Below are 23,553 nucleotides of genomic sequence, written 5' to 3'. Positions count from 1 at the left end.
TGACGTTCCAGGCAGAATCAGGAATAATCCTTGCTTGTTCCAAGACGCAGCCCTCCACCCCGGCGCTGCGCCTGGCGAAACTCCTATCCGGAGCGACGCGATTGTCATACGGAGATACACAATGTCTACCTCACCCGTCACGCTGATGGTTGCGCGCCGCGTCGCCGATGGGCGTTATCAAGACCTGATCGCCTGGTTGCACGAAGGCGAACAACTGGCCACCGATTTTCCCGGTTATCTCGGTTCTGGCGTGCTCGCTCCGCCGCCCGACGATGACGAATTCCAGATTATTTTCCGCTTTGCCGACGAGCAGACGCTGCACGCCTGGGAGCATTCTGTATCGCGCACCGCATGGCTGGCACGCGGCAGCGACTTGTTTGCCCATCCAACGGAACATCGTGTCAGCGGCATCGAAGGCTGGTTCGGTACGGCCGGCCAGCGACCACCACGCTGGAAACAGGCCGTGGCGATCTGGTTGGCATTCTTTCCGGTTTCCCTGCTGTTCAACTTTGTCCTCGGGCCATTGCTGAGCGACATGGGCCTGCTGAGCCGGGTGTTCATCAGCACCTTGTGCCTGACCCCTCTGATGGTCTACTTCTTCATTCCGCTGTCGACCCGCCTGCTGGCCAGCTGGCTGAACACCCCACCGGCACGGCCGTTGCCCGCCGAGCCCTCCACCCAGAACAGCTAAAAGATCGCAGGCTTCGCCAGCTCCTACAAAAGCGTGACCGTACCGCGCCCTGTAGGAGCTGCCGCAGGCTGCGATCTTTTCAGGGGCAAGACACCTCTCGTCGCTGGTATAGTTTTGCTCTTACCGCGACGCGAGCCGTTCATGACCTCTTTCGTAGCCCCAATCCTCATCACCGGTGCCGGCCAACGTGTCGGCCTGCACTGTGCGCAGCGTTTGCTCGAGGATGGCCAGCCGGTGATCTTCAGCTTCCGCAGTGAACGCCCCGGCGTGCAAATTCTGCGCGACCTGGGAGCGACCGCGGTGTTTGCCGACTTCTCCACTGAAGCCGGAATCTTCGCGTTCATCAGCGAACTGAAAAACCACACCGACAGCCTGCGGGCGATTGTCCATAACGCCTCCGAATGGCTGGCCGAAACCCCGGACACCGACGCCGCAGCCTTCACCCGCATGTTCAACGGCCACATGCTGGCGCCCTACCTGATCAATCTGCATTGTGCCGACTTGCTGCAACGCTCAAGCCCCGCCGACATCGTGCACATCAGCGACGACGTGACCCGCAAGGGCAGCAGCAAGCACATTGGCTACTGCGCCAGCAAAGCCGGGCTCGACAGCCTCACCCTGTCCTTCGCCGCGAAATACGCGCCGACAATCAAGGTCAACGGTATCGCGCCAGCCCTGCTAATGTTCAACCCCGACGACGACGCGGCGTACCGCGCCAAGGCACTGGCCAAGTCCGCGCTCGGTATCGAACCCGGCTGCGAAGTGATCTACCAGAGCCTGCGTTATTTGCTCGACAACCCTTATGTCACCGGCACGACCCTGACCGTCAATGGCGGACGGCACATCAAATAAGCGGCCCCCGCGAGGATGTTCCATGACGTTATCCCTGTCCCAGAGCTACCGCGAGATCCTCATCGGCCTTGGTGAAAACCCCGACCGCGAGGGCCTGCAAGACACCCCGGCTCGCGCGGCAAAAGCCATGCAGTACCTCTGCCATGGTTATGAGCAAAGTGTCGAAGAGATCGTCAACGGCGCGCTGTTCGCTTCCGATGCCGATGAAATGATCATCGTCGACAACATCGAGCTGTACTCGCTCTGCGAACATCACATCCTGCCCTTCATCGGCAAGGCGCATGTGGCTTATATTCCAACGGGCAAGGTGCTGGGCCTGTCGAAGATTGCACGACTGGTGGACATGTTCGCCCGTCGCCTGCAAATCCAGGAAAACCTCACCCGGCAAATCGCCGACGCGGTGCAGCAAGTGACCGGTGCGGCAGGCGTCGCGGTGGTCATCGAAGCCCAGCACATGTGCATGATGATGCGCGGCGTCGAGAAACAGAATTCGACCATGAACACCTCGGTGATGCTCGGCGCCTTCCGCGATTCGAGTAACACCCGCCAGGAGTTCCTGCAATTGATTGGACGGAGCAAGTAGCAATGCCACAACTTCAACCAGGAACGGCACGCATCCGGGTCAAGAACCTGTGCCTGCGGACCTTCATCGGGATCAACGAGGATGAGATCCTCAACAAGCAGGATGTGCTGATCAACCTGACCATCCTGTATGCCGCTCAGGAAGCGGTGCGTGACAACGACATCGATCACGCGCTGAACTACCGCACCATCACCAAGGCGATCATCGCCCACGTGGAGGGCAATCGCTTCGCCCTGCTCGAGCGCCTGACTCAGGAAATCCTCGATCTGGTCATGGCCAACGAGTCGGTGTTGTATGCCGAAGTCGAAGTCGACAAGCCTCATGCCCTGCGTTTCGCCGAGTCGGTGTCGATTACCCTGGCCGCGAGCCGCTGACCGCGTCTGGCGCATTGTTCGTCAGACTTTTATCATCCGCGCACGATTTGATTGCACAGAGCCCGCCATGACCGATCAACAACGCCTGGAACTCGAAGCCGCCGCCTTTCGACGGCTGGTCGCCCACCTGGACAGCCGCAAGGATGTGCAGAATATCGACCTGATGAACCTCTCCGGTTTCTGCCGTAACTGCTTGTCCAAGTGGTACAAGGCCGCTGCCGACGAACGCCAGATCGAGGTCAGCCTCGATGACGCTCGCGAAGTGGTTTACGGCATGCCGTACGCCGAGTGGAAAGCCCAATACCAGCAAGAAGCCAACGCCGAACAACAAGCGGCGTTCGCCAAAGGAAAACCCAATGAGTGATTTGAACACCCTGCGCGCCAGCCTCAAGAGCGGCGAACACGTTTTTGCCGACACACTGGCCTTCATCGCCGCCGGCTACGACTATCAGCCTCAGGCTTTCAACAACGGCGGCGTGGAAAACGCAGCCGGGCAGAATGAAGGCTCGTGCAAGACCCTGGGTCTGGCGCTGCTGGAAGGCTTGAGCGATGAAGAAGCGCTGTTGGCGTTCGGCGAGCATTACCGTTCGGTGGTGGCGACGCCTGAAGGCAGCGATCACGGCAATATCCGCGCGCTGATTGCTCATGGCCTGGCCGGTGTGAAGTTCACTCAACAGCCGCTGACTCGCCGCTGACTCAAAATCAAAAGATGACCTTCACCGCACATCCCGACTTTTAAGATTGACCCGGCAACTTTATTTCGTTTGCCGGGCACCTCTGCTCACGGCTTAGATAAAAAGAAGCATCCCTTCTTCAGAGTCGGTCATCCATGAGCAGCGAAACCATCAGCCAGTCGATCAACATCGTTCATCCCGTCACGCTCAGCCACGGCAAAAATGCCGAGGTCTGGGACACCGATGGCAAACGCTACATCGACTTCGTCGGCGGCATCGGTGTATTGAACCTCGGCCATTGCCATCCGCGCATCGTCGAGGCCATTCGCGAACAAGCCACCCGGCTGACCCACTACGCGTTCAACGCCGCTCCGCATGCGCCCTACATCGAACTGATGGATCGTCTCGCCGCGTTTATTCCGGTGAACTACCCGGTCAGCGGCATGCTCACCAACAGCGGCGCTGAAGCGGCGGAAAACGCCCTGAAGATCGTCCGTGGCGCCACCGGTCGCACGGCCGTCATCGCCTTCGACGGCGCCTTCCATGGCCGCACCCTCGCCACGCTCAACCTCAACGGCAAAGTCGCGCCCTACAAACAGAAAGTCGGCGTGCTGCCGGGTCCGGTTTTTCACCTGCCCTTCCCGAGCAAGGACAACGGCGTGACCTGCGCGGAGGCACTGAAAGCCATGGACCGGCTGTTCAGCGTCGAGATCGACGTTGATGACGTCGCCTGTTTTATTGTCGAACCGGTGCAGGGCGAATCGGGCTTCCTGACGCTGGACGTGGAGTTCGCCCAGGCGCTACGTCGCTTCTGTGATGAAAAAAACATCCTGCTGATCGCTGATGAAATCCAGTCCGGCTTCGGTCGCACCGGCCAGCGCTTTGCATTTTCGCGACTGGGCATTGAGCCGGACTTGATCCTGCTGGGCAAAAGCATCGCCGGCGGTGTGCCGCTGGGTGCGGTGGTCGGGCGCAAGTCGCTGCTCGACACCTTGCCCAAGGGCGGACTGGGCGGCACCTATTCGGGCAACCCGATTGCCTGCGCCGCGGCGTTGGCGACCCTGGATGAAATGACTGACGCGCACCTACAAGCCTGGGGCACGCAACAGGAAGAAGCGATTGTCAGCCGCTACCAATCCTGGCGCGCCAGCAAGCTGTCGCCGTATCTGGGCCGCTTGACCGGCGTTGGCGCGATGCGCGGCATCGAGCTGGTCAATACCGACGGCACACCGGCATCGGCGCAGTTGACGCAGCTGCTGGCGTTGGCACGAGACGCCGGTTTGCTGCTGATGCCCAGCGGCAAATCACGGCACATCATCCGGCTTCTGGCGCCGTTGACCACTGAGGCGGCGGTGCTGGAAGAAGGGCTGGATATTCTCGAGGCCTGCCTGGCGAACCTTTCCTGAAAAGCAAACTGCGATCCGGCGGACAGCCTGACCGCTGCACGTATTGATAGCTACCCCGGTACCGAGGATTTTTGCGCACAGACACTGCCCGCCCTACCGGCGACTGCAAGCGCCACGCAACAAGCCAGTAACGAGAATGCGGCGAATGCGCCCATCACATGTAGATAAGGCAACACGTGATTCCAGGCTCGAGCCACCCCCAGGAAAGCGGCGAATAGCCAACCGCTCATGGAAAACGCACCCAACAAGGCGAGCCGCGTGCGGCCTGCACTGCGCAGTGCGACGAATGGAGCCTTTTGCAGCAACGGGAAGCCGACTCGATGCAATAATGCACCGTTGAGACTCAGCAGCGCGACGACAGTTACCTTGGCCCAGAGTTTCTGATTGAGCAGATACGCGTCGCCTTCATTGAGATAACCCTGAAGCACCAGCAACAGTCCGCTTGCCCAAAGGGCCAGCAGTGCGAGGCTGACGATCTTCTGAGTTTCATCAAGGTACTCAAGCCTCGCCTGGTCCAGTATTTCCTTGCGCCAACTCCAAAGCTTGTGATCCGCCTGCAACACCCTCCCCAGGGCAATACATGTAGCGAGCAGATGACCGTATACGAGAAGCATTTTGAGCATTGCCTTGACCTTATTATTGTTTTGGCGCTGCGTTCCCTGCTTCGCTGAATTGAAAACGAATGATACAAATTTGCAATTGCATTTTCAAGATGAGCATTCGTTTGTAGGTGCTGGCACCGACCGCGATACAACTGTCATCACACATGGAGGCGGTCATTCCTGTGGCGGATGATGGAGCCGGTCGGCAACCACCACAACACTGTTGTTCGAATCCAGTTCTATGCCACAAAAGGCTTTCAGATTAGCGATGTCAAAAAAATACCCCTCATCGAGGGGTATTTGTGTAGTTACAGTCTAGAAAGACCCTAACTATGTATTCCTAGGTGGGGGAATAACCGAGGCCTGTTTTTTCATTGCAACGCAATCAGAACGAAGCGTTCTGCAGATCGTCGAGGTAACGCTCGGCGTCCAGTGCCGCCATGCAGCCAGCGCCGGCCGAGGTGATGGCCTGACGGTAAACGTGGTCAGCCACGTCACCGGCAGCAAAGATGCCTTCGAGGCTGGTGGCAGTAGCGTTGCCGTCACGGCCGCCCTGCACGACCAGGTAGCCGTCTTTCAAGGTCAGCTGACCTTCGAACAACGACGTGTTCGGGGTGTGGCCGATGGCGATGAACACGCCGTCGACTGTCAGCTCGTCGAAGCTGCCGTCGTTGTTCTTCAGGCGGGCACCGGTCACGCCCATGTTGTCGCCCAGAACTTCGTCCAGAGTCGAGTTCAGCTTCAAGACGATCTTGCCTTCGGCAACACGGGCATTCAGCTTGTCGATCAGGATCTTCTCGGCGCGGAAGGTTTCGCGGCGGTGGATCAGGGTGACCTTGCTGGCGATGTTGGCCAGGTACAGCGCCTCTTCAACAGCGGTGTTGCCGCCACCGACCACGGCCACTGGCTTGTTGCGGTAGAAGAACCCATCGCAGGTTGCGCAGGCCGAAACACCTTTGCCCATGAACGCTTCTTCCGACGGCAGGCCCAGGTAACGAGCGCTGGCGCCGGTGGCGATGATCAAGGCGTCGCAGGTGTAGGTCGCGCTGTCGCCGGTCAGGGTGTACGGCTTGGCAGCGAAGTCCACGGCATTGATGTGATCGAAGACGATTTCGGTTTCAAAGCGCTCGGCGTGCTCTTTCATGCGGTCCATCAGCGCCGGGCCGGTCAGGCCGTGGACGTCGCCCGGCCAGTTATCGACTTCGGTGGTGGTGGTCAGTTGACCGCCGGCTTGCATGCCGGTGATCAGCAGTGGCTTGAGGTTGGCACGGGCGGCATACACCGCGGCGCTGTAACCGGCAGGGCCGGAACCGAGAATAATCACTCGCGAATGACGGACTTCAGACATGACCTGCTCCTGTTGACCGGCCCTAAACATCTGGCGCGGAACGCCGGGTTGCCGGCGGGAATAAAAAAGGACCGTTGAAAGCACTTGGGGAAGGCTTGAGCTCGACAGTCCTGTAAAAAGTATGGGGTGCAGCGTATCGAGGGGGCGAAGATTAAGGAAATACGGTTTAACAATCCAGCTCATAGGCGGTCTCTATCCCATCACGATGGATACATAGGCGCCTTTGTTACAGTTAATGTCGATGCTGCTACCGCGCTTTCGCCTGTCAGGCAAAGCCGGTAAGGTCGGCGCGTTTCCCCTTTGCTCGGAGCACGTTATGCCCGCCCCCGTTCTGTCCGGCCCGCAATACCTGCGCGAAGGCCTCAAGCTGGTCCTGAGCCCAAGCCTGCGTTTGTTCGTGCTGTTGCCCCTGGTGATCAACCTGGTGCTGTTCGTCGGATTGATCTACCTGGCTAGCCATCAATTCAACCTGTGGGTCGACACGTTGATGCCCTCCCTGCCCGACTGGTTGAGTTTTCTCAGTTATGTGCTCTGGCCGTTGTTCGTGGTGCTGGTGGTGTTGATGGTGTTCTTCACCTTCACCATGCTGGCCAACGTCATCGCCGCGCCATTCAACGGCTTCCTCGCGGAAAAAGTCGAAGTCGTGGTGCGCGGCACTGACGACTTCCCGTCCTTCAGCTGGGGCGAACTGATCGCCATGATCCCCCGCACCCTGGCCCGGGAAATGCGCAAACTCGGCTACTTCCTGCCGCGCGCCATCGGGCTGTTCATCCTCTCGTTCATTCCGGTGGTGAACATCATTGCCGCACCATTGTGGCTGCTGTTCGGGGTGTGGATGATGGCGATCCAGTACATCGACTACCCGGCGGATAACCACAAGCTGGGCTGGAACGAGATGCTCGCCTGGCTGCGCGAGAAGCGCTGGCAAAGCATGAGTTTCGGCGGAAGTGTTTATCTGGTGCTGCTGATTCCGGTGGTCAACATCCTGATGATGCCGGCCGCCGTGGCGGGTGCAACGTTGTTCTGGGTGCGTGAACGTGGCGCGGAAAACCTGGTAGTCCAGCGCTGATTCGGTCACAAATTCATCATCCCACCGTCACACTGACGACATGGCCTCAGCCGACACTGAGGTCATGACGACAGCTCTGCATATCACTCTGATCACCGAAACCTTCCCTCCCGAAATCAACGGAGTGGCCAATACCCTCGGCCGCTTGTGCGACGGTTTGCGCGCGCGCGGGCATCAGGTGGAATTGGTGCGACCGCGTCAGGGTTGCGATCAGCAGCGGGTCAGCGACGATGCGTTGTTGCTGTGCCGAGGCTGGCCGCTGCCAGGCTATCCGGGTCTGCAATGGGGTCAGTCGTCGATGCACAAGCTGTTGCGGCGCTGGAAGCGTCATCGGCCGGACGTGCTGTACATCGCCACGGAAGGACCGCTGGGATTGTCCGCGTTGCGCGCGGCGCGGCGCTTGGGGATTTCGGTGGTCAGCGGTTTTCACACCAATTTCCAGCAGTACTCCAGTCAGTATGGGCTTGGACTGCTGACGCGATTGCTGACCCACTACTTGCGCTGGTTTCATAATCGTTCGACGCTGACCCTGGTGCCGAGCGTGAGCCAAAGAATGGAACTGGAGCGCCGGCATTTCGAGCGCCTGGCGTTGCTGTCGCGTGGGGTCGACAGCCAGTTGTTTCACCCGACCAAGCGGCTGACGTCGCTACGCGAACAGTGGGATTTGGCCGACAGTGACATTGCCGTCATCCATGTAGGACGCCTGGCACCGGAGAAAAATCTCGGCTTGCTTAAGCGCAGTTTCGAAAGGCTGCGTACGACTTATCCACAGAAAAACCTGAAGTTGATCGTGATCGGCGACGGCCCGCAACGAGTGGTCCTGGAGAAAGAACTGCCCGAGGCGATTTTCTGCGGTTCACAACGCGGCGAAGCCTTGGCCAGTCACTATGCGTCGGGGGATGTGTTTCTGTTTCCAAGCCTGACCGAGACGTTCGGCAACGTGGTGCTTGAGGCACTGGCTTCGGGTTTAGGTGTGGTGGCTTACGATCAAGCGGCGGCGGCTCAGCACATTCGCCATGGCTACAACGGCGTACTGGCGATGCCGGGGGACGAAGAGGCGTTTTGCGATGCGGCGTGTTGGCTGTTGGAGGAGCGCGAAACCTTACGCTGCGTGCGGCTTAACGCGCGTCAGCATGCGAGTCGTCAGGGCTGGGCCGCGATTATCGAGCAATTTGAAGGGCAGTTGCGCGGGGCTTGTGTGCAGGGGCAACCCCTGGCTGATGCAGCTTTGTTGCCTTAAAAGCTTCGCGGGCAAGCCTCGCTCCTTGTCCGAGAGAACCGTAGGAGCGAGGCTTGCCCGCGAAGAGGCCCTTCCCGGCGCTATTTAAACCAGAGTCATCAACGCCTCACGGCTGAACGGCAGGATGTCTTCTTCACGGCCGTCGCGCACTTTCTGCGCCCAGTCCGGGTCCACCAGCAGCGCACGACCTACCGCCACCAGATCGAACTCATCATTGTTCAAACGCTCCAGCAGTTTTTCCAGGCTGGCCGGCTGCGCGATCTTGTCGGTGTTGACCATGAATTGCAGGAACTCGCCATCCAGGCCGACACTGCCCACGGTGATGGTCGGTTTACCGGTGAGTTTGCGGGTCCAGCCGGCCAGGTTCAGCTCGGAACCGTCGAACTCCGGCTCCCAGAAACGACGCGTCGAGCAGTGGAAAATATCCACGCCGGCGTCGGACAATGGCTTGAGGAATTCACCCAGTGCCTCCGGGGTTTGCACCAGACGCGCAGTGTAATCCTGCTGCTTCCACTGAGAGAAACGGAAAATAATCGGGAAGCCTTCGCCGACCGCTGCACGCACCGCCTGGATCAGTTCAATGGCGAAACGCGAACGGTTGGCCAGGCTGCCGCCGTATTCGTCGGTGCGCTGGTTACTGCCTTCCCAGAAGAACTGGTCCACGAGGTAGCCGTGGGCACCGTGAATTTCCACGCCGTCCATGCCGATGCTCTGGGCATCTTTGGCGGCCTGGGCAAATGCGGCGATCACGTCCTGGATATCTTGCTTGGTCATGCCGTGAACCACGACCTGACCGTCCTTCAATTTCTCCGACGGACCGTAACCCGGCACGCTGGCGTCCGGCTCGGTGCCGATGCGGCGCACGCTGCCGACATGCCACAGCTGAGGAACGATCTTGCCACCTTCAGCATGAACAGCGTCGACTACTTTTTTCCATCCAGCCAGCGCCGCTTCGCCGTAGAAATGCGGCACGTTCGGGTAACCGTTGGAAGCCTTGTGGCCGACGGTGGTGCCTTCGGTGATGATCAGGCCGACGCCCGCAGCGGCGCGACGACGGTAGTACTCGATCACTTTGGAACTGGGAACGCCACCCGGCGAAAACGAACGGGTCATCGGCGCCATGACGACGCGGGTCGGCAGTTCGAGGGTGCCGAGGTGGAACGGTTTGAACAGGGCTTTGACGGGCATGGGACGCTCCACGGGAAATGACTTTATGACGGCGATAATATGGAGAGTCGCAAGCCTTGAACAGCACTATTGATTTAAGTGATTAAGGATTAGAAACGAAAAAAGATCGCAGCCTTCGGCAGCTCCTACGGGTGTTCACATTCCCACGTAGGAGCTGCCGAAGGCTGCGATCTTTTGATCTTTCTCTTCAGCTCAGGGCTTTTTCAATCGCATGAACGACAGACGGATCATCCGGCGCCGTGCGCGGCGAGAACCGCGCCAGCACGCGACCATCCTTGCCCAGCAGGAATTTTTCGAAGTTCCAGGTAATGTCACCGGGAAATTCAGCACCCTCGCCCGCCAGCAGACGGTACAGCTGATGACGATCATGACCGTTGACTTTCAGCTTGCTGGACAACGGAAAGCTCACGCCGTAGTTGAGGCTGCAAAACTCCTGGATCTCTTGCTCGGTACCCGGTTCCTGCCCGGCAAACTGGTTGCACGGCAGGCCCAGCACGCTGAAGCCTTTGTCCTTGTATTGCTGGTAGAGGTTTTCCAGCGCCGCGTACTGAGGGGTCAAGCCGCATTTGGAGGCGACGTTGACCACCAGCACGACGTGCCCTTTGAAGGGCGCCAGAGGTAGCTCCTGACCATCCAGGCCTGTCAATTTAAGGTCGTGAAAAGCACTCATGACGAACTCCAGATTCCCGTGTTCTTCTCGAAACAGCCACTTGGCGGTGTCACCAGGGACAGCCGCGGACTAAAAAAGGCGCCCCTCGGGCGCCTCTCCAGTTCTCGAAAGCTTAGCGCAGAAAATCAGTGGTGATGGCCACCTTCGCCATGGACGTGACCATGAGCGATTTCTTCCTGGCTGGCGTCACGAATGTCGATGATCTTGACCTGGAAATTCAGGCGCTGACCGGCCAACGGGTGGTTGCCGTCGACGGTGACATCGTCGCCGTCCAGATCGCGAATGGTGACGATCTGCATCTGGCCGTCCGGAGCGGATGCGTGGAACTGCATACCCACTTCCAGCTCGTCGACGCCTTCGAACATGCTGCGGCTCAACGTGCTGACCAGTTCGGCAGCGTATTCGCCGTAGGCATCTTCAGGTTCTACGGCAACCGTCAGTTCGTCACCGACTGCTTTGCCTTCCAGCGCCTTTTCCAGGCCCGGAATGATGTTACCTGCGCCTTGCAGGTAGACCAGCGGCGCGCCGCCGGCGGAGCTGTCGATGACCTCACCAGCGTCGTTGGTCAGGGTATAGTCGATGGAGACAGCCTTATTGGCGGCGATCAGCATGGGGCGAGACCTTTTGCATAAGAATGAAGAATGGCCAAGTTTAGCGAAGCAATCGCCCGAAAGCGAACACAACCCGGACAGACGGGTGACGGCGAAAGGCTCGACGGTCACAGGCTTCCATCAAGATGAGGACGGGCACTGGGTGGCCGAGCTTTCCTGCGGTCACACCCAGCACCTGCGCCACCAGCCACCGTGGCAATCGCGCGCCTGGGTCCTGGACTCCACGCAACGTATTAAAAAAATAGGCCAGCCCTTTGATTGCGGTTGGTGCGCACAAGGCTCGGTTAGCGCTAACCTTGGCGACTGAATTTCGGTAGAAGGCCAGTCATAGGCGTTCACCATTGCCATGCACCTTTAGAGAATCCGCATGCAAACTTTTTTTATCGCGCCCACCGATTTTGGTGTGGGTCTGACCTCCATCAGCCTCGGGCTGGTGCGTACCCTTGAGCGGGCCGGCCTCAAGGTCGGCTTTTTCAAACCGATTGCCCAGCCGCATCCGGGCGACACCGGGCCTGAACGGTCCACTGAACTGGTGGCGCGCACTCACGGTTTGAAACCGCCTCAGCCGCTCGGTCTGGCGCACGTCGAGCGCATGCTCGGCGACGGTCAGCTGGACGAGCTGCTCGAAGAAATCATCACCCTCTATCAGCAGGCGGCAGTCGGCAAGGATGTGCTGATCGTAGAAGGCATGGTCCCGACCCGGAGCGCCAGTTATGCCGCGCGGGTCAATCTGCACTTGGCGAAAAGCCTCGACGCCGAAGTGATCCTGGTCTCGGCACCGGAAATCGAAGTGCTGACCGAACTGTCCGGCCGAGTGGAATTGCAGGCGCAATTGTTCGGCGGTCCAAAAGACCCGAAAGTCCTCGGCGTGATCCTCAACAAGGTCAAAACCGAGGAGAGCATGGAGGCCTTCGCCTCACGCCTGAAGGAACACTCGCCATTGCTGCGCAGTGGCGATTTCCGCCTGTTGGGTTGCATCCCGTTCCAGCCGGAATTGAACGCCCCACGCACCCGCGACGTCGCCGATCTGATGGGCGCGCAGATCCTCAATGCCGGTGATTACGAAACCCGGCGCATGACCAAAATCATCATTTGCGCCCGTACCATGCGCAACACCGTAGAGCTGCTCAAGCCCGGCGTGTTGGTGGTGACGCCCGGTGATCGCGACGACATCATCCTCGCCGTCAGTCTCGCGGCCATGAACGGCGTACCGCTGGCCGGCCTGTTGCTGACCAGCGACACCCTGCCCGACCCGCGCATCATGGACCTGTGCCGTGGCGCGTTGCAGGCTGGCCTGCCGGTGTTGTCGGTGAGCACCGGCTCCTACGACACCGCTAACCAGTTGAACGGTTTGAACAAGGAAATCCCGATCGACGACCGCGAGCGCGCGGAGATCATCACCGATTTCGTTGCCAGCCACCTCGACGCCAAGTGGCTGCACCAACGCTGCGGCACGCCACGGGAAATGCGCCTGTCGCCCGCCGTGTTCCGTTATCAATTGATCCAGCGCGCCCAAGCTGCCAACAAGCGCATCGTCCTGCCTGAAGGCAGCGAGCCGTTGACCGTGCAAGCCGCGGCGATCTGTCAGGCACGCGGCATTGCCCGTTGCGTGCTGCTGGCGAAACCGGCAGACGTCGAAGCCGTCGCTCGCGCTCAAGGCATCGAGCTGCCGCCGGGGCTGGAAATCCTCGACCCGGACCTGATTCGCGAACGCTACGTCGAGCCGATGGTTGCCCTGCGCAAAACCAAAAGCCTCAACGCGCCGATGGCCGAGCAACAACTGGAAGACACCGTGGTGATCGGCACCATGATGCTGGCGCTGGATGAGGTCGACGGCCTCGTGTCCGGCGTCATTCACTCCACCGCCAACACCATCCGCCCGGCCCTGCAGCTGATCAAGACCGCGCCGGGCTGCACGCTGGTGTCGTCAGTGTTTTTCATGCTCTTCCCCGAGGAAGTGCTGGTCTACGGCGACTGCGTGATGAACCCGCACCCGAGCGCCAGCGAACTGGCAGAGATCGCGCTGCAAAGCGCCGACTCGGCAGCCGCCTTCGGCATCACCCCGCGCGTGGCGATGATCAGCTACTCCAGCGGTGAATCGGCCAGCGGCGAAGAAGTCGAGAAGGTTCGCGAAGCGACATTGCTCGCCCACGAGCAACAAAACTCGCTGCTGATCGACGGTCCGTTGCAATACGACGCCGCCGCCAACGAAACCGTTGCCCGGCAACTGGCGCCGAACAGCCAGGTCGCCGGTCGCGCCACAGTGTTCGTGTTCCCCGACCTGAACACCGGCAACACCACCCACAAAGCCGTGCAGCGCAGCGCCGACTGCGTCAGCCTCGGGCCGATGCTGCAAGGCCTGCGCAAACCGGTGAACGACCTGCCGCGCGGCGCGCAAGTCGACGACATCGTCTACACCATCGCGTTGACCGCGATTCAAGCTGCCAACCGACCTTTGGATCTTTAAATGCTGGATTCCCTACCTGCACCGCTGCGAGGCGTGATTGCCTCGCTGCTGTTGGCGCTGAACACGATTGCCTGCTGCACACCGCTGTTCATCGTCGCGATTTTCAAACTGCTATTGCCCTTCCCCGCCGCCCAGCGTTTTACCGATTGGCTGATGAGCCATATCCACGAAGCCTGGATCAGCAACAACAAGGCCTGGATGGACTTGCTCGGACACACGCGCTGGACACTCAGCGGCCTGGAAGGTCTGGACTATCAGCACTCGTATTTGATCACCAGCAACCACCAGAGCTGGGTCGACATCATGGTGTTGCAATACGTGCTGAACCGGAAGATTCGCCCGCTGAAGTTCTTCCTCAAACAGGAACTGATCTGGGTGCCGGTGATTGGTCTGGCTTGGTGGGCGCTCGGCTTTCCGTTCATGAAGCGTTACTCCAAGACCTACCTGGAGAAGCACCCGGAGAAGAAAGGCAAAGACCTGGAAACCACCCGCAAGACCTGCGACAAGTTCCGCCATAACCCGGTGGGGATTTTCAACTTCGTCGAAGGCACGCGTTTCACCGAAGGCAAGCATGCCCAGCAGAAATCGCCGTTCAAGCATCTGCTCAAGCCAAAGGCTGGCGGTATTGCATTTGTGCTGGATGCCATGGGTGAGCAACTGGAAGCCATCGTCAACGTGACCATTCACTATCCGGCCGGCCGTCCCGGTTACTGGGATTTGCTCTGTGGAAACGTGAAGGAGGTGGTGGTGCACTTTCAGGAGTTGAAGATTCCGCCGCAGTTCATCGGCAAGAACTACGACCAGGACGGCGAGTATCGATTGCAGTTTCAGGGCTGGATCAACCAGTTGTGGGAAGACAAGGATGCGTTGCTGGGGCAGATGCATCGGGAGTATCCAGGGGCTTAAGATCAAAAGATCGCAGCCTTCGGCAGCTCCTACAGGTGTACGCCAATGCAATGTAGGAGCTGCCGAAGGCTGCGATCCTGGCGTTTCCCGGACACAAAAAAACCCGCCGATGATCACTCATCGGCGGGTTTTTTATTAACGGCTAACGCTTAGATCGCGCCACGCTTGCGCAGCAGATCCAGCACTTGCTTGACGCTTTCTTCCAGCGACAGCGACTGGGTATCGACCACAAGGTCGGCGTCCAGCGGCACGTCGTACGGGAAGGAATCGCCCGGGATGTTATCCCCGGCGGCCGCGTACAGGCCTTGGGGGTCACGCTCGGCACAGACCGTCGGAGAGGCCTGGACGTAGACCGTCAGCAGACGCTCCTTGCCGATCAGATCCCTGGCCTGCTCACGACCTTCGGCACTCGGTGCAACGAAGGCTGCCAGTGTCAGCAGACCCGCTTCGTTGAACTGACGCGCAACGTGCGCCGCACGACGCCAGTTCTCGGTACGCCCGGCGCGATCCTGTGGCAGACCTTTGTTCAGGTCGTGACGCAGGTTCTGGCCATCGAGCACAAACACCGCACGGCCCATGTCGAACAGCTTGCGTTCAACCGCGTAAGCCAGGGTGCTTTTGCCGGCGCCCGACAAGCCGCTGAACAACACGGTGGCCGGTTGCTGGCCGAAGCGCTGGGCGCGTTCTTCGGTGGCGACGTGCGCCAGTTTGCCGTGATGCGTGCTGGTGCCATGGCTCAACGGCTGAGCGATGATCATGCCGGCCGCGACGGTGCCATTGGTCAACCGATCGATGACGATGAACGAACCGGTGGTGCGGTTGCTCGCGTAACCGTCCAGTGCGATGGCGGCGTCGAGGCTGACCTTGACCCGACCGATCTCGTTCAGTTGCAACGAGCTGGCCGGCCCTTCTTCCAGAGTGTTCACATCAACGCGGTTGACGATGCTGGTAATCGAACCCGGCACATAAGACGTGGCGCGTTTGATGTCGTATTTCTTGCCCGGCAGCATCGGTTCTTCGGCCATCCACACCAGCATGGCGTCGAAGGCGTCAGTCACTTGCGGCAGGTTGTCGGCGTGCACCAGCAAGTCGCCGCGGGAGATGTCGATCTCGTCTTCCATGGTCAGCGTCACCGCCTGACCGGGACCTGCGTGCTCCAGCTCACCTTCGAAGGTGACGATGGACTTCACGCGGCTGCTCTTGCCCGACGGCAGCACAACGACTTCGTCGCCCTTGTGCACGACGCCGCTGGCCAGGGTGCCGGCGAAACCACGGAAGTTCAGGTTCGGACGGTTGACGTACTGCACCGGGAAACGCAGGTCGGAGTAGTTGCGGTCGCTGGCGATTTCGACGGTTTCAAGAATTTCCATCAGCGACTGGCCGGTGTACCACGGCGAGCGCTCGGACTTGTTCACCACGTTGTCGCCCTTCAGCGCCGACATCGGCACGAAGGCCATGGTGGTCGGTTTGAACGCGATGCCTTCGGCGAACTTCAGGTAATCGGCCTTGATCGACTCGAAGACTGTTTCGTCGAAGCCGTTGAGGTCCATCTTGTTGATGGCGACAACGATGTGCTTGATGCCCAGCAACGAGGCAATGAAGCTGTGGCGACGGGTCTGGGTCTGCACGCCGTAACGGGCGTCGACCAGGATGATCGCCAGGTCACAGGTGGACGCACCGGTGGCCATGTTGCGGGTGTACTGCTCATGGCCAGGGGTGTCGGCGATGATGAATTTGCGCTTGGCGGTGGAGAAGTAGCGGTAAGCGACATCGATGGTGATGCCCTGCTCACGCTCGGCCTGCAGGCCGTCGACCAGCAATGCCAGGTCGATGTCATCGCCGGTGGTGCCGACTTTTTTCGAGTCGCGGGTAATGGCTTCCAGGTGATCTTCGTAGATCATTTTGGAGTCGTGCAGCAGGCGCCCGATCAGGGTGCTCTTGCCGTCGTCGACGTTGCCACAGGTCAGAAAACGCAGCATTTCCTTGCGTTCGTGCTGGCCCAGGTAGGCGAGGATGTCCTCGCTGATCAAATCAGATGCGTGCGACATGACAACCCCTTAGAAATAACCCTGACGTTTCTTTTCTTCCATCGAGCCTGCGCCATCGTGATCGATGACACGGCCCTGGCGTTCGGAAGTTCGCGTCAGGAGCATTTCCTGAATGATGTCGGTCAGGCTGGTGGCCTCGGACTCGACCGCACCGGTCAGCGGGTAGTCGCCGAGTGTGCGGAAGCGGACCTTCTTCTTGACGATGCGCGCCTTGTCTTCATCGCTCAGGTGATTGAGCAGGCGTTCGTCGTCAATCATGATCCAGGTGCCATTCATCTCGATAACGTCGCGCTCGGCGGCGAAATACAGCGGCACAATCGGGATGCCTTCGAGGTAGATGTACTGCCAGATGTCCAGTTCGGTCCAGTTCGACAACGGGAAAACACGGATCGATTCGCCCTTGTTGACCTTGCCGTTGTAGACGTTCCACAACTCGGGACGCTGGTTTTTCGGGTCCCAGCGGTGCTTGGTATCGCGGAAGGAATACACGCGCTCTTTGGCACGGGACTTCTCTTCGTCACGACGGGCACCACCGAAAGCGGCATCGAAACCGTACTTGTCGAGGGCCTGCTTGAGGCCTTCGGTTTTCATGATGTCAGTGTGCTTGGCGCTACCGTGGGTCAGCGGGTTGATGCCCTGCGCGACGCCATCGGGGTTCACGTGCACGATCAGGTCCAGGCCGAGTTCTTCGACCATGCGATCGCGGAACGCGTACATTTCCTTGAACTTCCACCGGGTGTCGACGTGCATCACCGGGAACGGCAGTTTGCCGGGGAAGAATGCCTTGCGCGCAAGGTGCAGCATCACGGCGGAGTCTTTACCGACGGAGTACAGCATCACCGGGTTATCGAACTCGGCGGCGACCTCGCGGATGATGTGGATGCTTTCGGCCTCCAGCTGTTTCAGATGCGTCAGTTTGTCGACCATGGCTACTCACGAAAACGATCTTATGGACGGCCAGCGGGCCGTGTTCGAGCGGGGAATCCTAGCACAGCGACCTCTTCTAATCAGGACGTGAGCTAGATCGAAAGGGTATATGAATATACCCCCTCGTTTGGGCTACGGTCTCTGTAGGAGCTGCCGAAGGCTGCGATCTTTTGACTTTGATTTTCAAGATCAAAAGATCGCAGCCTTCGGCAGCTCCTACACAGGGGAATGCATTGGTTCAGGAAATCAGATGGGGTTCGGGCAATCGATGAAGATGTGCTCAAGGGCAAAACGCCGCGCCAGATAATCGCCCAGGGCCTGAACACCATAGCGCTCGGTGGCATGATGGCCGGCGGCGATGAAGCTGATGTCGTTTTCCCGGGCGCTGTGAAAGGTCTGCTCGGACGCCTCACCGCTGAGGTACAAATCGACGCCCGCCAGCACGGCCTGATCGATGTAACCCTGACCGCCACCGGTGCACCAGCCAACGCGGCGAATCATCTCGCTGCCTTCGATCAGCAACGGCTCGCGGCCCATGACTTCTTGTACGCGACGGGCAAAATCGCGGGCCGTCACCGGATCGCTCAATGAACCGACCAGGCCGACAACTTTGAGATTGTCCGGGTCCAATGGACCTTCCACAGTGATATCGAGCTGACGTGCCAGCTGCACGTTATTGCCGACTTCCGGGTGAAGATCCAGCGGCAGATGGTAGGACAACAGGCTGATATCGTGCTTGAGCAGGGTTTTCAACCGACGCTGCTTCATGCCGGTGATGCACGGATTCTCGCCTTTCCAGAAATAGCCGTGATGCACCAGCACCAGGTCGGCGCTGGCTTCCACTGCGGCGTCGAGCAACGCCTGGCTGGCGGTGACGCCACTGACGATGCGCATGACCTGCGGCCGGCCTTCGACCTGCAACCCGTTGGGGCAGTAATCGGCAATCTTGGCACTGTTAAGGTAACGGTCGGCTTCTTCGACCAGGGTGCTCAGGGCGACGGCCATAAAAGACTCCTAAATATCCCGTTCAGAGGCACGCTTCGCCTCGTATAATGCGCGACATTATGGGCGGTCTCATACCGCCTGCAACCTCTCAGGACGTGCTTAATGCTCAAGGCGCTGCGTTTTTCCGGCTGGCCGCTGTTGGCCGGCGTGCTTATCGCTCTGTTAATCATCCAGCGTTACCCGCAGTGGGTCGGGCTCCCGAGCCTCGACGTCAACATGCAGCAAGCCCCGCAAACCACCACCATGCAACAGGGTCCGGTGTCCTATGCCGACGCGGTAACCACGGCCGCGCCGTCGGTGGTCAACCTGTACACCACCAAAGTCATCAACAAACCGAACCATCCGCTGTTCGAGGATCCGCAGTTCCGCCGCTTCTTCGGCGACAACTCGCCCAAACAGAAGCGCATGGAGTCGAGCCTCGGCTCCGGCGTGATCATGAGCCCGGAAGGTTACCTGCTGACCAACAACCATGTGACCAGCGGCGCCGACCAGATCGTGGTGGCGCTCAAGGACGGTCGTGAAACCCTGGCCCGGGTGATCGGCAGCGACCCGGAAACCGACCTCGCGGTCCTGAAGATCGACTTGAAGAATCTTCCATCGATCACTGTCGGGCGCTCCGACAACATCCGCATCGGCGACGTGGCTTTGGCCATCGGCAACCCGTTCGGCGTCGGCCAGACCGTGACCATGGGCATCATCAGCGCCACCGGGCGCAATCAGCTGGGCCTGAACAACTACGAAGACTTCATCCAGACCGACGCTGCGATCAACCCAGGCAACTCCGGCGGTGCGCTGGTGGATGCCAACGGCAACCTGACCGGCATCAACACGGCGATCTTCTCCAAGTCCGGCGGTTCCCAGGGCATCGGTTTCGCAATCCCGGTGAAACTGGCCATGGAAGTGATGAAGTCGATCATCGAACACGGCCAGGTGATTCGCGGCTGGCTCGGTATCGAAGTGCAGCCGTTGAGCCAGGAACTGGCAGAATCGTTTGGCCTGTCGGGGCGCCCGGGCATTGTGGTCGCGGGGATTTTCCGTGACGGTCCGGCGCAGAAGGCCGGCCTACAACTGGGTGACGTGATCCTCAGCATCGACGGCGAACCGGCCGGCGATGGTCGTCGCTCGATGAACCAGGTCGCGCGGATCAAACCGACTGACAAGGTCACGATCCAGGTGATGCGCAACGGCAAAGAGCTCAAGCTCACGGCAGAAATCGGTCTGCGTCCGCCACCCGCGCCGATCAAGGAAAAAGAAGGAGAGTAAGCCCGCAGGAGCTGCCCAAGGCTGCGTTCTTTTTGTGGCCTCCGCAGCTCCATAACTCCGAAGCTGTTAACAGCAGACATTCTCATTAGGCATGTTATATTGTTTCAATATCACTATTGGAACAACATAACATGTCGTCTCGAACAATGGCTTCCCTCGCAAGCCTGGCCCTCGGTTTGCTGGGGGATCCGGTCTTCGCCGAAGAATCGCAAACCGTTGAACTGGACGCCATCAGCGTCACCTCCGACTACGAATCCCCCACCGGCCCGGTCAAGGGTTACCGCGCCACGCGCTCTTCCAGCGCAACCAAAACCGACACGGCCATTCGCGATATCCCGCAATCGATCAGTGTGATTCCCGTCAGTGTGCTCAAGGATCTGGGCAGCACCAGCGTCGAGCGCGCCCTGGATTTTGCCGGTGGCGTGTCGAAGCAGAACAACTTCGGCGGCCTGACGCTCTACGAATACAGCGTGCGCGGCTTCACCACTTCGGAGTTCTACAAGGACGGTTTCAGCGCCAACCGTGGCTATCCGAGCACGCCGGACGTGGCCAACATCGAACGCATCGAAGTGCTCAAAGGACCGGCCGCCAGCCTCTATGGTCGTGGCGATCCGGGCGGTACGGTGAACATCGTTACCAAGAAACCCCAGCCCGAAGCCTTCACCACACTGCAAACCAGCGCCGGCAGCTGGGATCGCTATCGCACCGCCGTGGACGTCAACACGCCGCTGGATGATGACGGCAACGTTCTGTCCCGGGTGAACCTGGCCGTCGAGGACAACCACAGCTTCCGCGATCACGTCGACAGCCAGCGTGTGTTTGTTGCGCCTTCCTTCAGCTGGCAACTGAGCCCGGACACCAGCCTGTTGGTGGAGAGCGAATTCGTTCGCCACAGCTCGACATTCGATCGAGGTATCGTCGCGCCGAACAATAAATGGAGCGGCGTCTCCCGTTCGACCTTCCTTGGCGAACCCAACGACGGCAACATCGACAACCACAACAATCTGCTGCAAGCCGCCCTCGAACATCAGCTCAACGACCGCTGGAAACTTCGCCTGGCCAGCCATTACAAGGAAGGCAAACTCTGGGGCTTCGCGTCCGAAAATCGTCCCTTGAACGCCGATGGCCATACCATCAACCGTCGCTACCGCGAGCGCGATACCAACTGGCATGACAGCATCACCCAACTCGAACTGCGCGGTTTGTTCGACATCGGCAGTTGGCAGCACGAACTGCTGATCGGCAGCGAATACGAGAATTTCCGCAAGAACGAACGGGTCACGACCATTGCCGGCGGCCCGTACGCCATCGATATCTATCGACCGATATACGGCCAGCCGAAACCCAATGGCGCACGCTCCGGGACCAACCTCTTCGAGCATGTCGAAAGCCAGGCACTGAACCTTCAGGACCAGATAGTTTTCACCGATAAACTGCGCGGCATGCTCGGTGCGCGCTTCGAACATTTCGAACAAAGCATCGACGATCACAGCCGCAACACGACCAGCCGCCAGCGCCACGATGCCCTGACCCAGCGGGCCGGCCTGCTCTACCAACTGACGCCCGAAGTAGGGTTGTTCGCCAACGCCTCCACTTCATTCAAACCGAACAACGGCCTGGACGCCGCCGGCAAATCCTTCGACCCGGAAGAAGGCGTCGGATATGAAGTCGGGATCAAGAGCGAGCTGTTCGACGACCGCTTGAGCACCACCCTCGCCGCCTTCCATATCGAAAAGGAAAACGTCCTGGCGCTTGATCCGAGCACCGATTCCAGCCGCGCCATGGGCAAGGCCCGCAGCCAGGGTGTCGACCTGCAAGTCACCGGGCAAGTGACCGACGCCGTGCGAGTGATCGGCGCCTTCGCTTACATCGACGCCGAAGTCACCCAAGGCGACAAGGTGATTCCCACCGGCAGCCGAATTCTCGGTGTGGCCAAACGCAGCGGCAGTCTGTTGAGTGTTTATGAATTTCAGGACGGCCATTTGCGCGGTTCGGACCTTGGTGCAGCGTTCACCTATGTCGGCGATCGCTCAGGTGAAGCCGGCAGCGATTTCGAACTGCCGGCCTATCACACCGTCGACCTGCTGGCCCATTACAAGGCCAGCGAAAATGTCACCGTGGGCCTGAACCTGAACAACCTTTTCGACGAGAAATACTTCGAGCGCTCCTACAGCAACTACTGGGTCAACCCCGGCGAGCCGCGCAATTTCACCGTCAGCCTGACACTCAACCTGTAAAAGGACGTCCACCATGCAACACCTGAAATCCCTGGCGCTACTCAGTCTGCTGTGTGCCAGCCAAGTTTCGGCCCACGGTCTCTGGACCGAACAACGTCGTGGCAACATCGAAGTCATCTACGGCCACGGCGCCGAAGATAACGCCTTCAAGGCGCAGAAAATAAGTGGCGCGTGGGCTTATGACGTCGGCGGCAAAATGATCCCGGTGAGCGTGCAACGCCTGGCCGACCACGCCCGCCTGCAGCCTTTGAAACCACCGGCGGTGATGGCCGTGGCGCTGAACAACGGCATGTGGTCGCAGACCGCGGATAAAAAATGGATCAACGAAGGACGCAGCAAAGTGTCGGGGGCCATTGAGTCGACCCAGACCTTCAAGTACAGCCTGGCGATATACCAGCCGGGGGCGAAACTGCCGAAGCTCGATCAGATGAAATTGCTGATTCTGCCGGAGGTTGATCCGCTGACCGTCGGGCCGGGCAAGTTGCTGCCAGTGCGGGTGCTACTGGATGGGAAACCGGCGGCGGGGGTGAAGTTGACCGGCGACTATCGCAGTGCGCCGAATACGTTGAGTACCGAGACGGATACGGACGGCCGGGCGCAGGTGGTGGTGCGTAATGAAGGGTTGAATGTGATTTCGGCGCAAATGGAGATTGCGCTGAAGGACAATCCGGATGTGGCGACCCGCGGGGTGTTTAGTTCGTTGACGTTCCTCGGCGAAGCGCATCACGAATAAAAGCCCCCCCAAAACAACTGTGGGAGCGAGCTTGCTCGCGATGAGGCCATAACATTCAGCATCTATGTTGAATGTTATGGCCTCATCGCGAGCAAGCTCGCTCCCACAGGATCGGGGGGTATCTTTAGAGGTCGCCGAGGCCGTCGATCAGCGCCTGATTCTGCTCCGGTGTGCCAATCGAGATCCGCAGGAACTGGGCAATCCGCTCCTGCTTGAAGTGCCGAACGATCACACCTTGCTCGCGCAACTTCGCCGCCAGCGCTGCCGCATCGTGTTTCGGATGACGGGCGAAGATGAAGTTCGCCGCCGACGGCAACACTTCAAAGCCCTTCGCTTCCAATTGCGTAACGACCCATTCACGATTCTCGATGACCAACCGGCAGGTCTTGTCGAAGTACTCACGATCTTCGAGCGCTGCGGCTGCACCGACATTCGCCAGACGATCCAGCGGATAGGAGTTGAAGCTGTTCTTGATCCGCTCCAGCGCCTCGATCAGGTCAGGATGCCCCACCGCCAGACCCACCCGCAGGCCGGCCAGGGAACGAGACTTGGACAGGGTCTGAGTCACCAGCAGGTTCGGAAAACGATCCACCAGACTGATCGCCGTCTCACCGCCGAAATCGATGTAAGCCTCATCGACCACGACCACCGAATTCGGG

General features: G+C 59.6%; 24 protein-coding genes. 15 read left to right on the top strand and 9 right to left on the bottom strand.

What is annotated here, in order from left to right; all coding sequences use genetic code 11:
- The first annotated feature begins 121 nt into the window (after nucleotides 1-121).
- The 7 genes from WLY71_RS07280 to WLY71_RS07250 all read left to right on the top strand — a co-directional run bounded on the left by WLY71_RS07280 (nucleotide 122) and on the right by WLY71_RS07250 (nucleotide 4,580).
- Nucleotides 122-691, top strand: a complete 570-nt coding sequence (locus WLY71_RS07280) for an antibiotic biosynthesis monooxygenase (RefSeq protein WP_347803027.1) — start codon at nucleotides 122-124, stop codon at nucleotides 689-691.
- Between the two features lie 141 nt (nucleotides 692-832).
- Complete coding sequence (gene folM / locus WLY71_RS07275; RefSeq protein WP_347803026.1) at nucleotides 833-1,543, top strand: dihydromonapterin reductase; 711 nt, start codon at nucleotides 833-835, stop codon at nucleotides 1,541-1,543.
- A gap of 22 nt (nucleotides 1,544-1,565) precedes the next feature.
- Nucleotides 1,566-2,126, top strand: a complete 561-nt coding sequence (folE, locus tag WLY71_RS07270; RefSeq protein WP_347803025.1) for a GTP cyclohydrolase I FolE — start codon at nucleotides 1,566-1,568, stop codon at nucleotides 2,124-2,126.
- Between the two features lie 2 nt (nucleotides 2,127-2,128).
- Nucleotides 2,129-2,500 carry a dihydroneopterin triphosphate 2'-epimerase gene (gene folX, locus WLY71_RS07265; RefSeq protein WP_150658820.1) on the top strand — a complete coding sequence of 124 codons (372 nt, stop codon included), beginning with the start codon at nucleotides 2,129-2,131 and terminating at the stop codon, nucleotides 2,498-2,500.
- A gap of 67 nt (nucleotides 2,501-2,567) precedes the next feature.
- Nucleotides 2,568-2,864, top strand: a complete 297-nt coding sequence (locus WLY71_RS07260) for a DUF1244 domain-containing protein (protein WP_008150700.1) — start codon at nucleotides 2,568-2,570, stop codon at nucleotides 2,862-2,864.
- Nucleotides 2,857-3,195 (top strand): HopJ type III effector protein, encoded by a 339-nt coding sequence (locus WLY71_RS07255; protein WP_008037347.1) that lies wholly within the window; start codon nucleotides 2,857-2,859, stop codon nucleotides 3,193-3,195. The genes WLY71_RS07260 and WLY71_RS07255 overlap by 8 nt, the downstream gene beginning before the upstream one ends.
- A gap of 134 nt (nucleotides 3,196-3,329) precedes the next feature.
- On the top strand, nucleotides 3,330-4,580 hold the full coding sequence (locus WLY71_RS07250) for a 2-aminoadipate transaminase (protein ID WP_347803024.1): 1,251 nt from the start codon (nucleotides 3,330-3,332) through the stop codon (nucleotides 4,578-4,580).
- Between the two features lie 50 nt (nucleotides 4,581-4,630).
- Here the strand turns inward: WLY71_RS07250 and WLY71_RS07245 are convergent, their stop codons facing one another.
- Together WLY71_RS07245 and trxB are read right to left on the bottom strand one after the other, a co-directional pair.
- On the bottom strand, nucleotides 4,631-5,203 hold the full coding sequence (locus tag WLY71_RS07245) for a hypothetical protein (RefSeq protein ID WP_347803023.1): 573 nt from the start codon (nucleotides 5,201-5,203) through the stop codon (nucleotides 4,631-4,633).
- Between the two features lie 364 nt (nucleotides 5,204-5,567).
- Complete coding sequence (gene trxB / locus WLY71_RS07240) at nucleotides 5,568-6,530, bottom strand: thioredoxin-disulfide reductase (RefSeq protein ID WP_123365291.1); 963 nt, start codon at nucleotides 6,528-6,530, stop codon at nucleotides 5,568-5,570.
- A gap of 316 nt (nucleotides 6,531-6,846) precedes the next feature.
- Here trxB and cysZ point away from each other — a divergent pair, with 316 nt between their 5' ends.
- Entirely contained in the window at nucleotides 6,847-7,599 is a 753-nt protein-coding gene (gene cysZ, locus WLY71_RS07235; protein WP_347803022.1) for a sulfate transporter CysZ, read from the top strand.
- 40 nt (nucleotides 7,600-7,639) lie between these two features.
- Nucleotides 7,640-8,839, top strand: coding sequence for a glycosyltransferase family 4 protein (locus WLY71_RS07230; RefSeq protein WP_347803021.1), 1,200 nt, complete (start codon nucleotides 7,640-7,642; stop codon nucleotides 8,837-8,839).
- Between the two features lie 84 nt (nucleotides 8,840-8,923).
- On the opposite strand, the gene WLY71_RS07225 is transcribed toward WLY71_RS07230, so the two are convergent.
- The 3 genes from WLY71_RS07225 to WLY71_RS07215 all read right to left on the bottom strand — a co-directional run bounded on the left by WLY71_RS07225 (nucleotide 8,924) and on the right by WLY71_RS07215 (nucleotide 11,308).
- On the bottom strand, nucleotides 8,924-10,027 hold the full coding sequence (locus tag WLY71_RS07225; RefSeq protein ID WP_347803020.1) for an NADH:flavin oxidoreductase: 1,104 nt from the start codon (nucleotides 10,025-10,027) through the stop codon (nucleotides 8,924-8,926).
- Nucleotides 10,028-10,214: 187 nt separating this feature from the next.
- Nucleotides 10,215-10,697, bottom strand: a complete 483-nt coding sequence (locus WLY71_RS07220) for a glutathione peroxidase (RefSeq protein ID WP_347803019.1) — start codon at nucleotides 10,695-10,697, stop codon at nucleotides 10,215-10,217.
- A 125-nt stretch (nucleotides 10,698-10,822) separates the two neighbouring features.
- Complete coding sequence (locus WLY71_RS07215; protein ID WP_007901600.1) at nucleotides 10,823-11,308, bottom strand: FKBP-type peptidyl-prolyl cis-trans isomerase; 486 nt, start codon at nucleotides 11,306-11,308, stop codon at nucleotides 10,823-10,825.
- Between WLY71_RS07215 and WLY71_RS07210 the strand changes: the two genes are divergently transcribed.
- Genes WLY71_RS07210 through yihG form a run of 3 tightly spaced genes read left to right on the top strand, consistent with a single transcriptional unit; the run spans nucleotide 11,277 to nucleotide 14,681 of the window.
- On the top strand, nucleotides 11,277-11,615 hold the full coding sequence (locus tag WLY71_RS07210; RefSeq protein ID WP_347803018.1) for a DUF3565 domain-containing protein: 339 nt from the start codon (nucleotides 11,277-11,279) through the stop codon (nucleotides 11,613-11,615). The two genes, WLY71_RS07215 and WLY71_RS07210, sit on opposite strands and share 32 nt — an antisense overlap.
- Nucleotides 11,616-11,675: 60 nt before the next feature.
- A complete protein-coding gene (gene pta, locus WLY71_RS07205) occupies nucleotides 11,676-13,775 on the top strand; it encodes a phosphate acetyltransferase (protein ID WP_347803017.1) in 2,100 nt (699 codons plus the stop codon).
- A complete protein-coding gene (gene yihG, locus WLY71_RS07200; RefSeq protein ID WP_347803016.1) occupies nucleotides 13,776-14,681 on the top strand; it encodes a 1-acylglycerol-3-phosphate O-acyltransferase, YihG family in 906 nt (301 codons plus the stop codon).
- Nucleotides 14,682-14,830: 149 nt separating this feature from the next.
- Here the strand turns inward: yihG and cysN are convergent, their stop codons facing one another.
- From cysN to WLY71_RS07185, 3 genes are all read right to left on the bottom strand, one after another.
- Nucleotides 14,831-16,729: a sulfate adenylyltransferase subunit CysN gene (gene cysN, locus WLY71_RS07195; RefSeq protein ID WP_347803015.1), complete on the bottom strand. Its 1,899-nt coding sequence runs from the start codon at nucleotides 16,727-16,729 to the stop codon at nucleotides 14,831-14,833.
- A gap of 9 nt (nucleotides 16,730-16,738) precedes the next feature.
- Nucleotides 16,739-17,656 (bottom strand): sulfate adenylyltransferase subunit CysD, encoded by a 918-nt coding sequence (gene cysD / locus WLY71_RS07190; protein ID WP_131061189.1) that lies wholly within the window; start codon nucleotides 17,654-17,656, stop codon nucleotides 16,739-16,741.
- A gap of 246 nt (nucleotides 17,657-17,902) precedes the next feature.
- A complete protein-coding gene (locus WLY71_RS07185; protein WP_347803014.1) occupies nucleotides 17,903-18,661 on the bottom strand; it encodes a Nif3-like dinuclear metal center hexameric protein in 759 nt (252 codons plus the stop codon).
- Nucleotides 18,662-18,763: 102 nt separating this feature from the next.
- On the opposite strand from WLY71_RS07185, the gene algW reads away from it, so the two are divergent.
- From algW to WLY71_RS07170, 3 genes are all read left to right on the top strand, one after another.
- Nucleotides 18,764-19,924 carry a Do family serine endopeptidase AlgW gene (gene algW, locus WLY71_RS07180; RefSeq protein WP_347803013.1) on the top strand — a complete coding sequence of 387 codons (1,161 nt, stop codon included), beginning with the start codon at nucleotides 18,764-18,766 and terminating at the stop codon, nucleotides 19,922-19,924.
- 131 nt (nucleotides 19,925-20,055) lie between these two features.
- The gene (locus WLY71_RS07175) at nucleotides 20,056-22,161 is read left to right on the top strand and encodes a TonB-dependent siderophore receptor (protein ID WP_347803012.1); all 2,106 of its coding nucleotides are present in this window, start codon (nucleotides 20,056-20,058) and stop codon (nucleotides 22,159-22,161) included.
- A gap of 13 nt (nucleotides 22,162-22,174) precedes the next feature.
- Nucleotides 22,175-22,894: a DUF4198 domain-containing protein gene (locus WLY71_RS07170; RefSeq protein WP_347803011.1), complete on the top strand. Its 720-nt coding sequence runs from the start codon at nucleotides 22,175-22,177 to the stop codon at nucleotides 22,892-22,894.
- A 124-nt stretch (nucleotides 22,895-23,018) separates the two neighbouring features.
- Here the strand turns inward: WLY71_RS07170 and WLY71_RS07165 are convergent.
- The coding region (locus WLY71_RS07165) for a pyridoxal phosphate-dependent aminotransferase (RefSeq protein ID WP_347803010.1) at nucleotides 23,019-23,553 on the bottom strand (535 nt) is incomplete at its 5' end.

This window comes from Pseudomonas rossensis (genome assembly GCF_039888995.1).
Lineage (GTDB): Bacteria > Pseudomonadota > Gammaproteobacteria > Pseudomonadales > Pseudomonadaceae > Aquipseudomonas > Aquipseudomonas rossensis.
The sequence above is the reverse complement of the archived record's forward strand: the minus strand, read 5'-3'. Positions and strand labels throughout refer to the sequence as shown.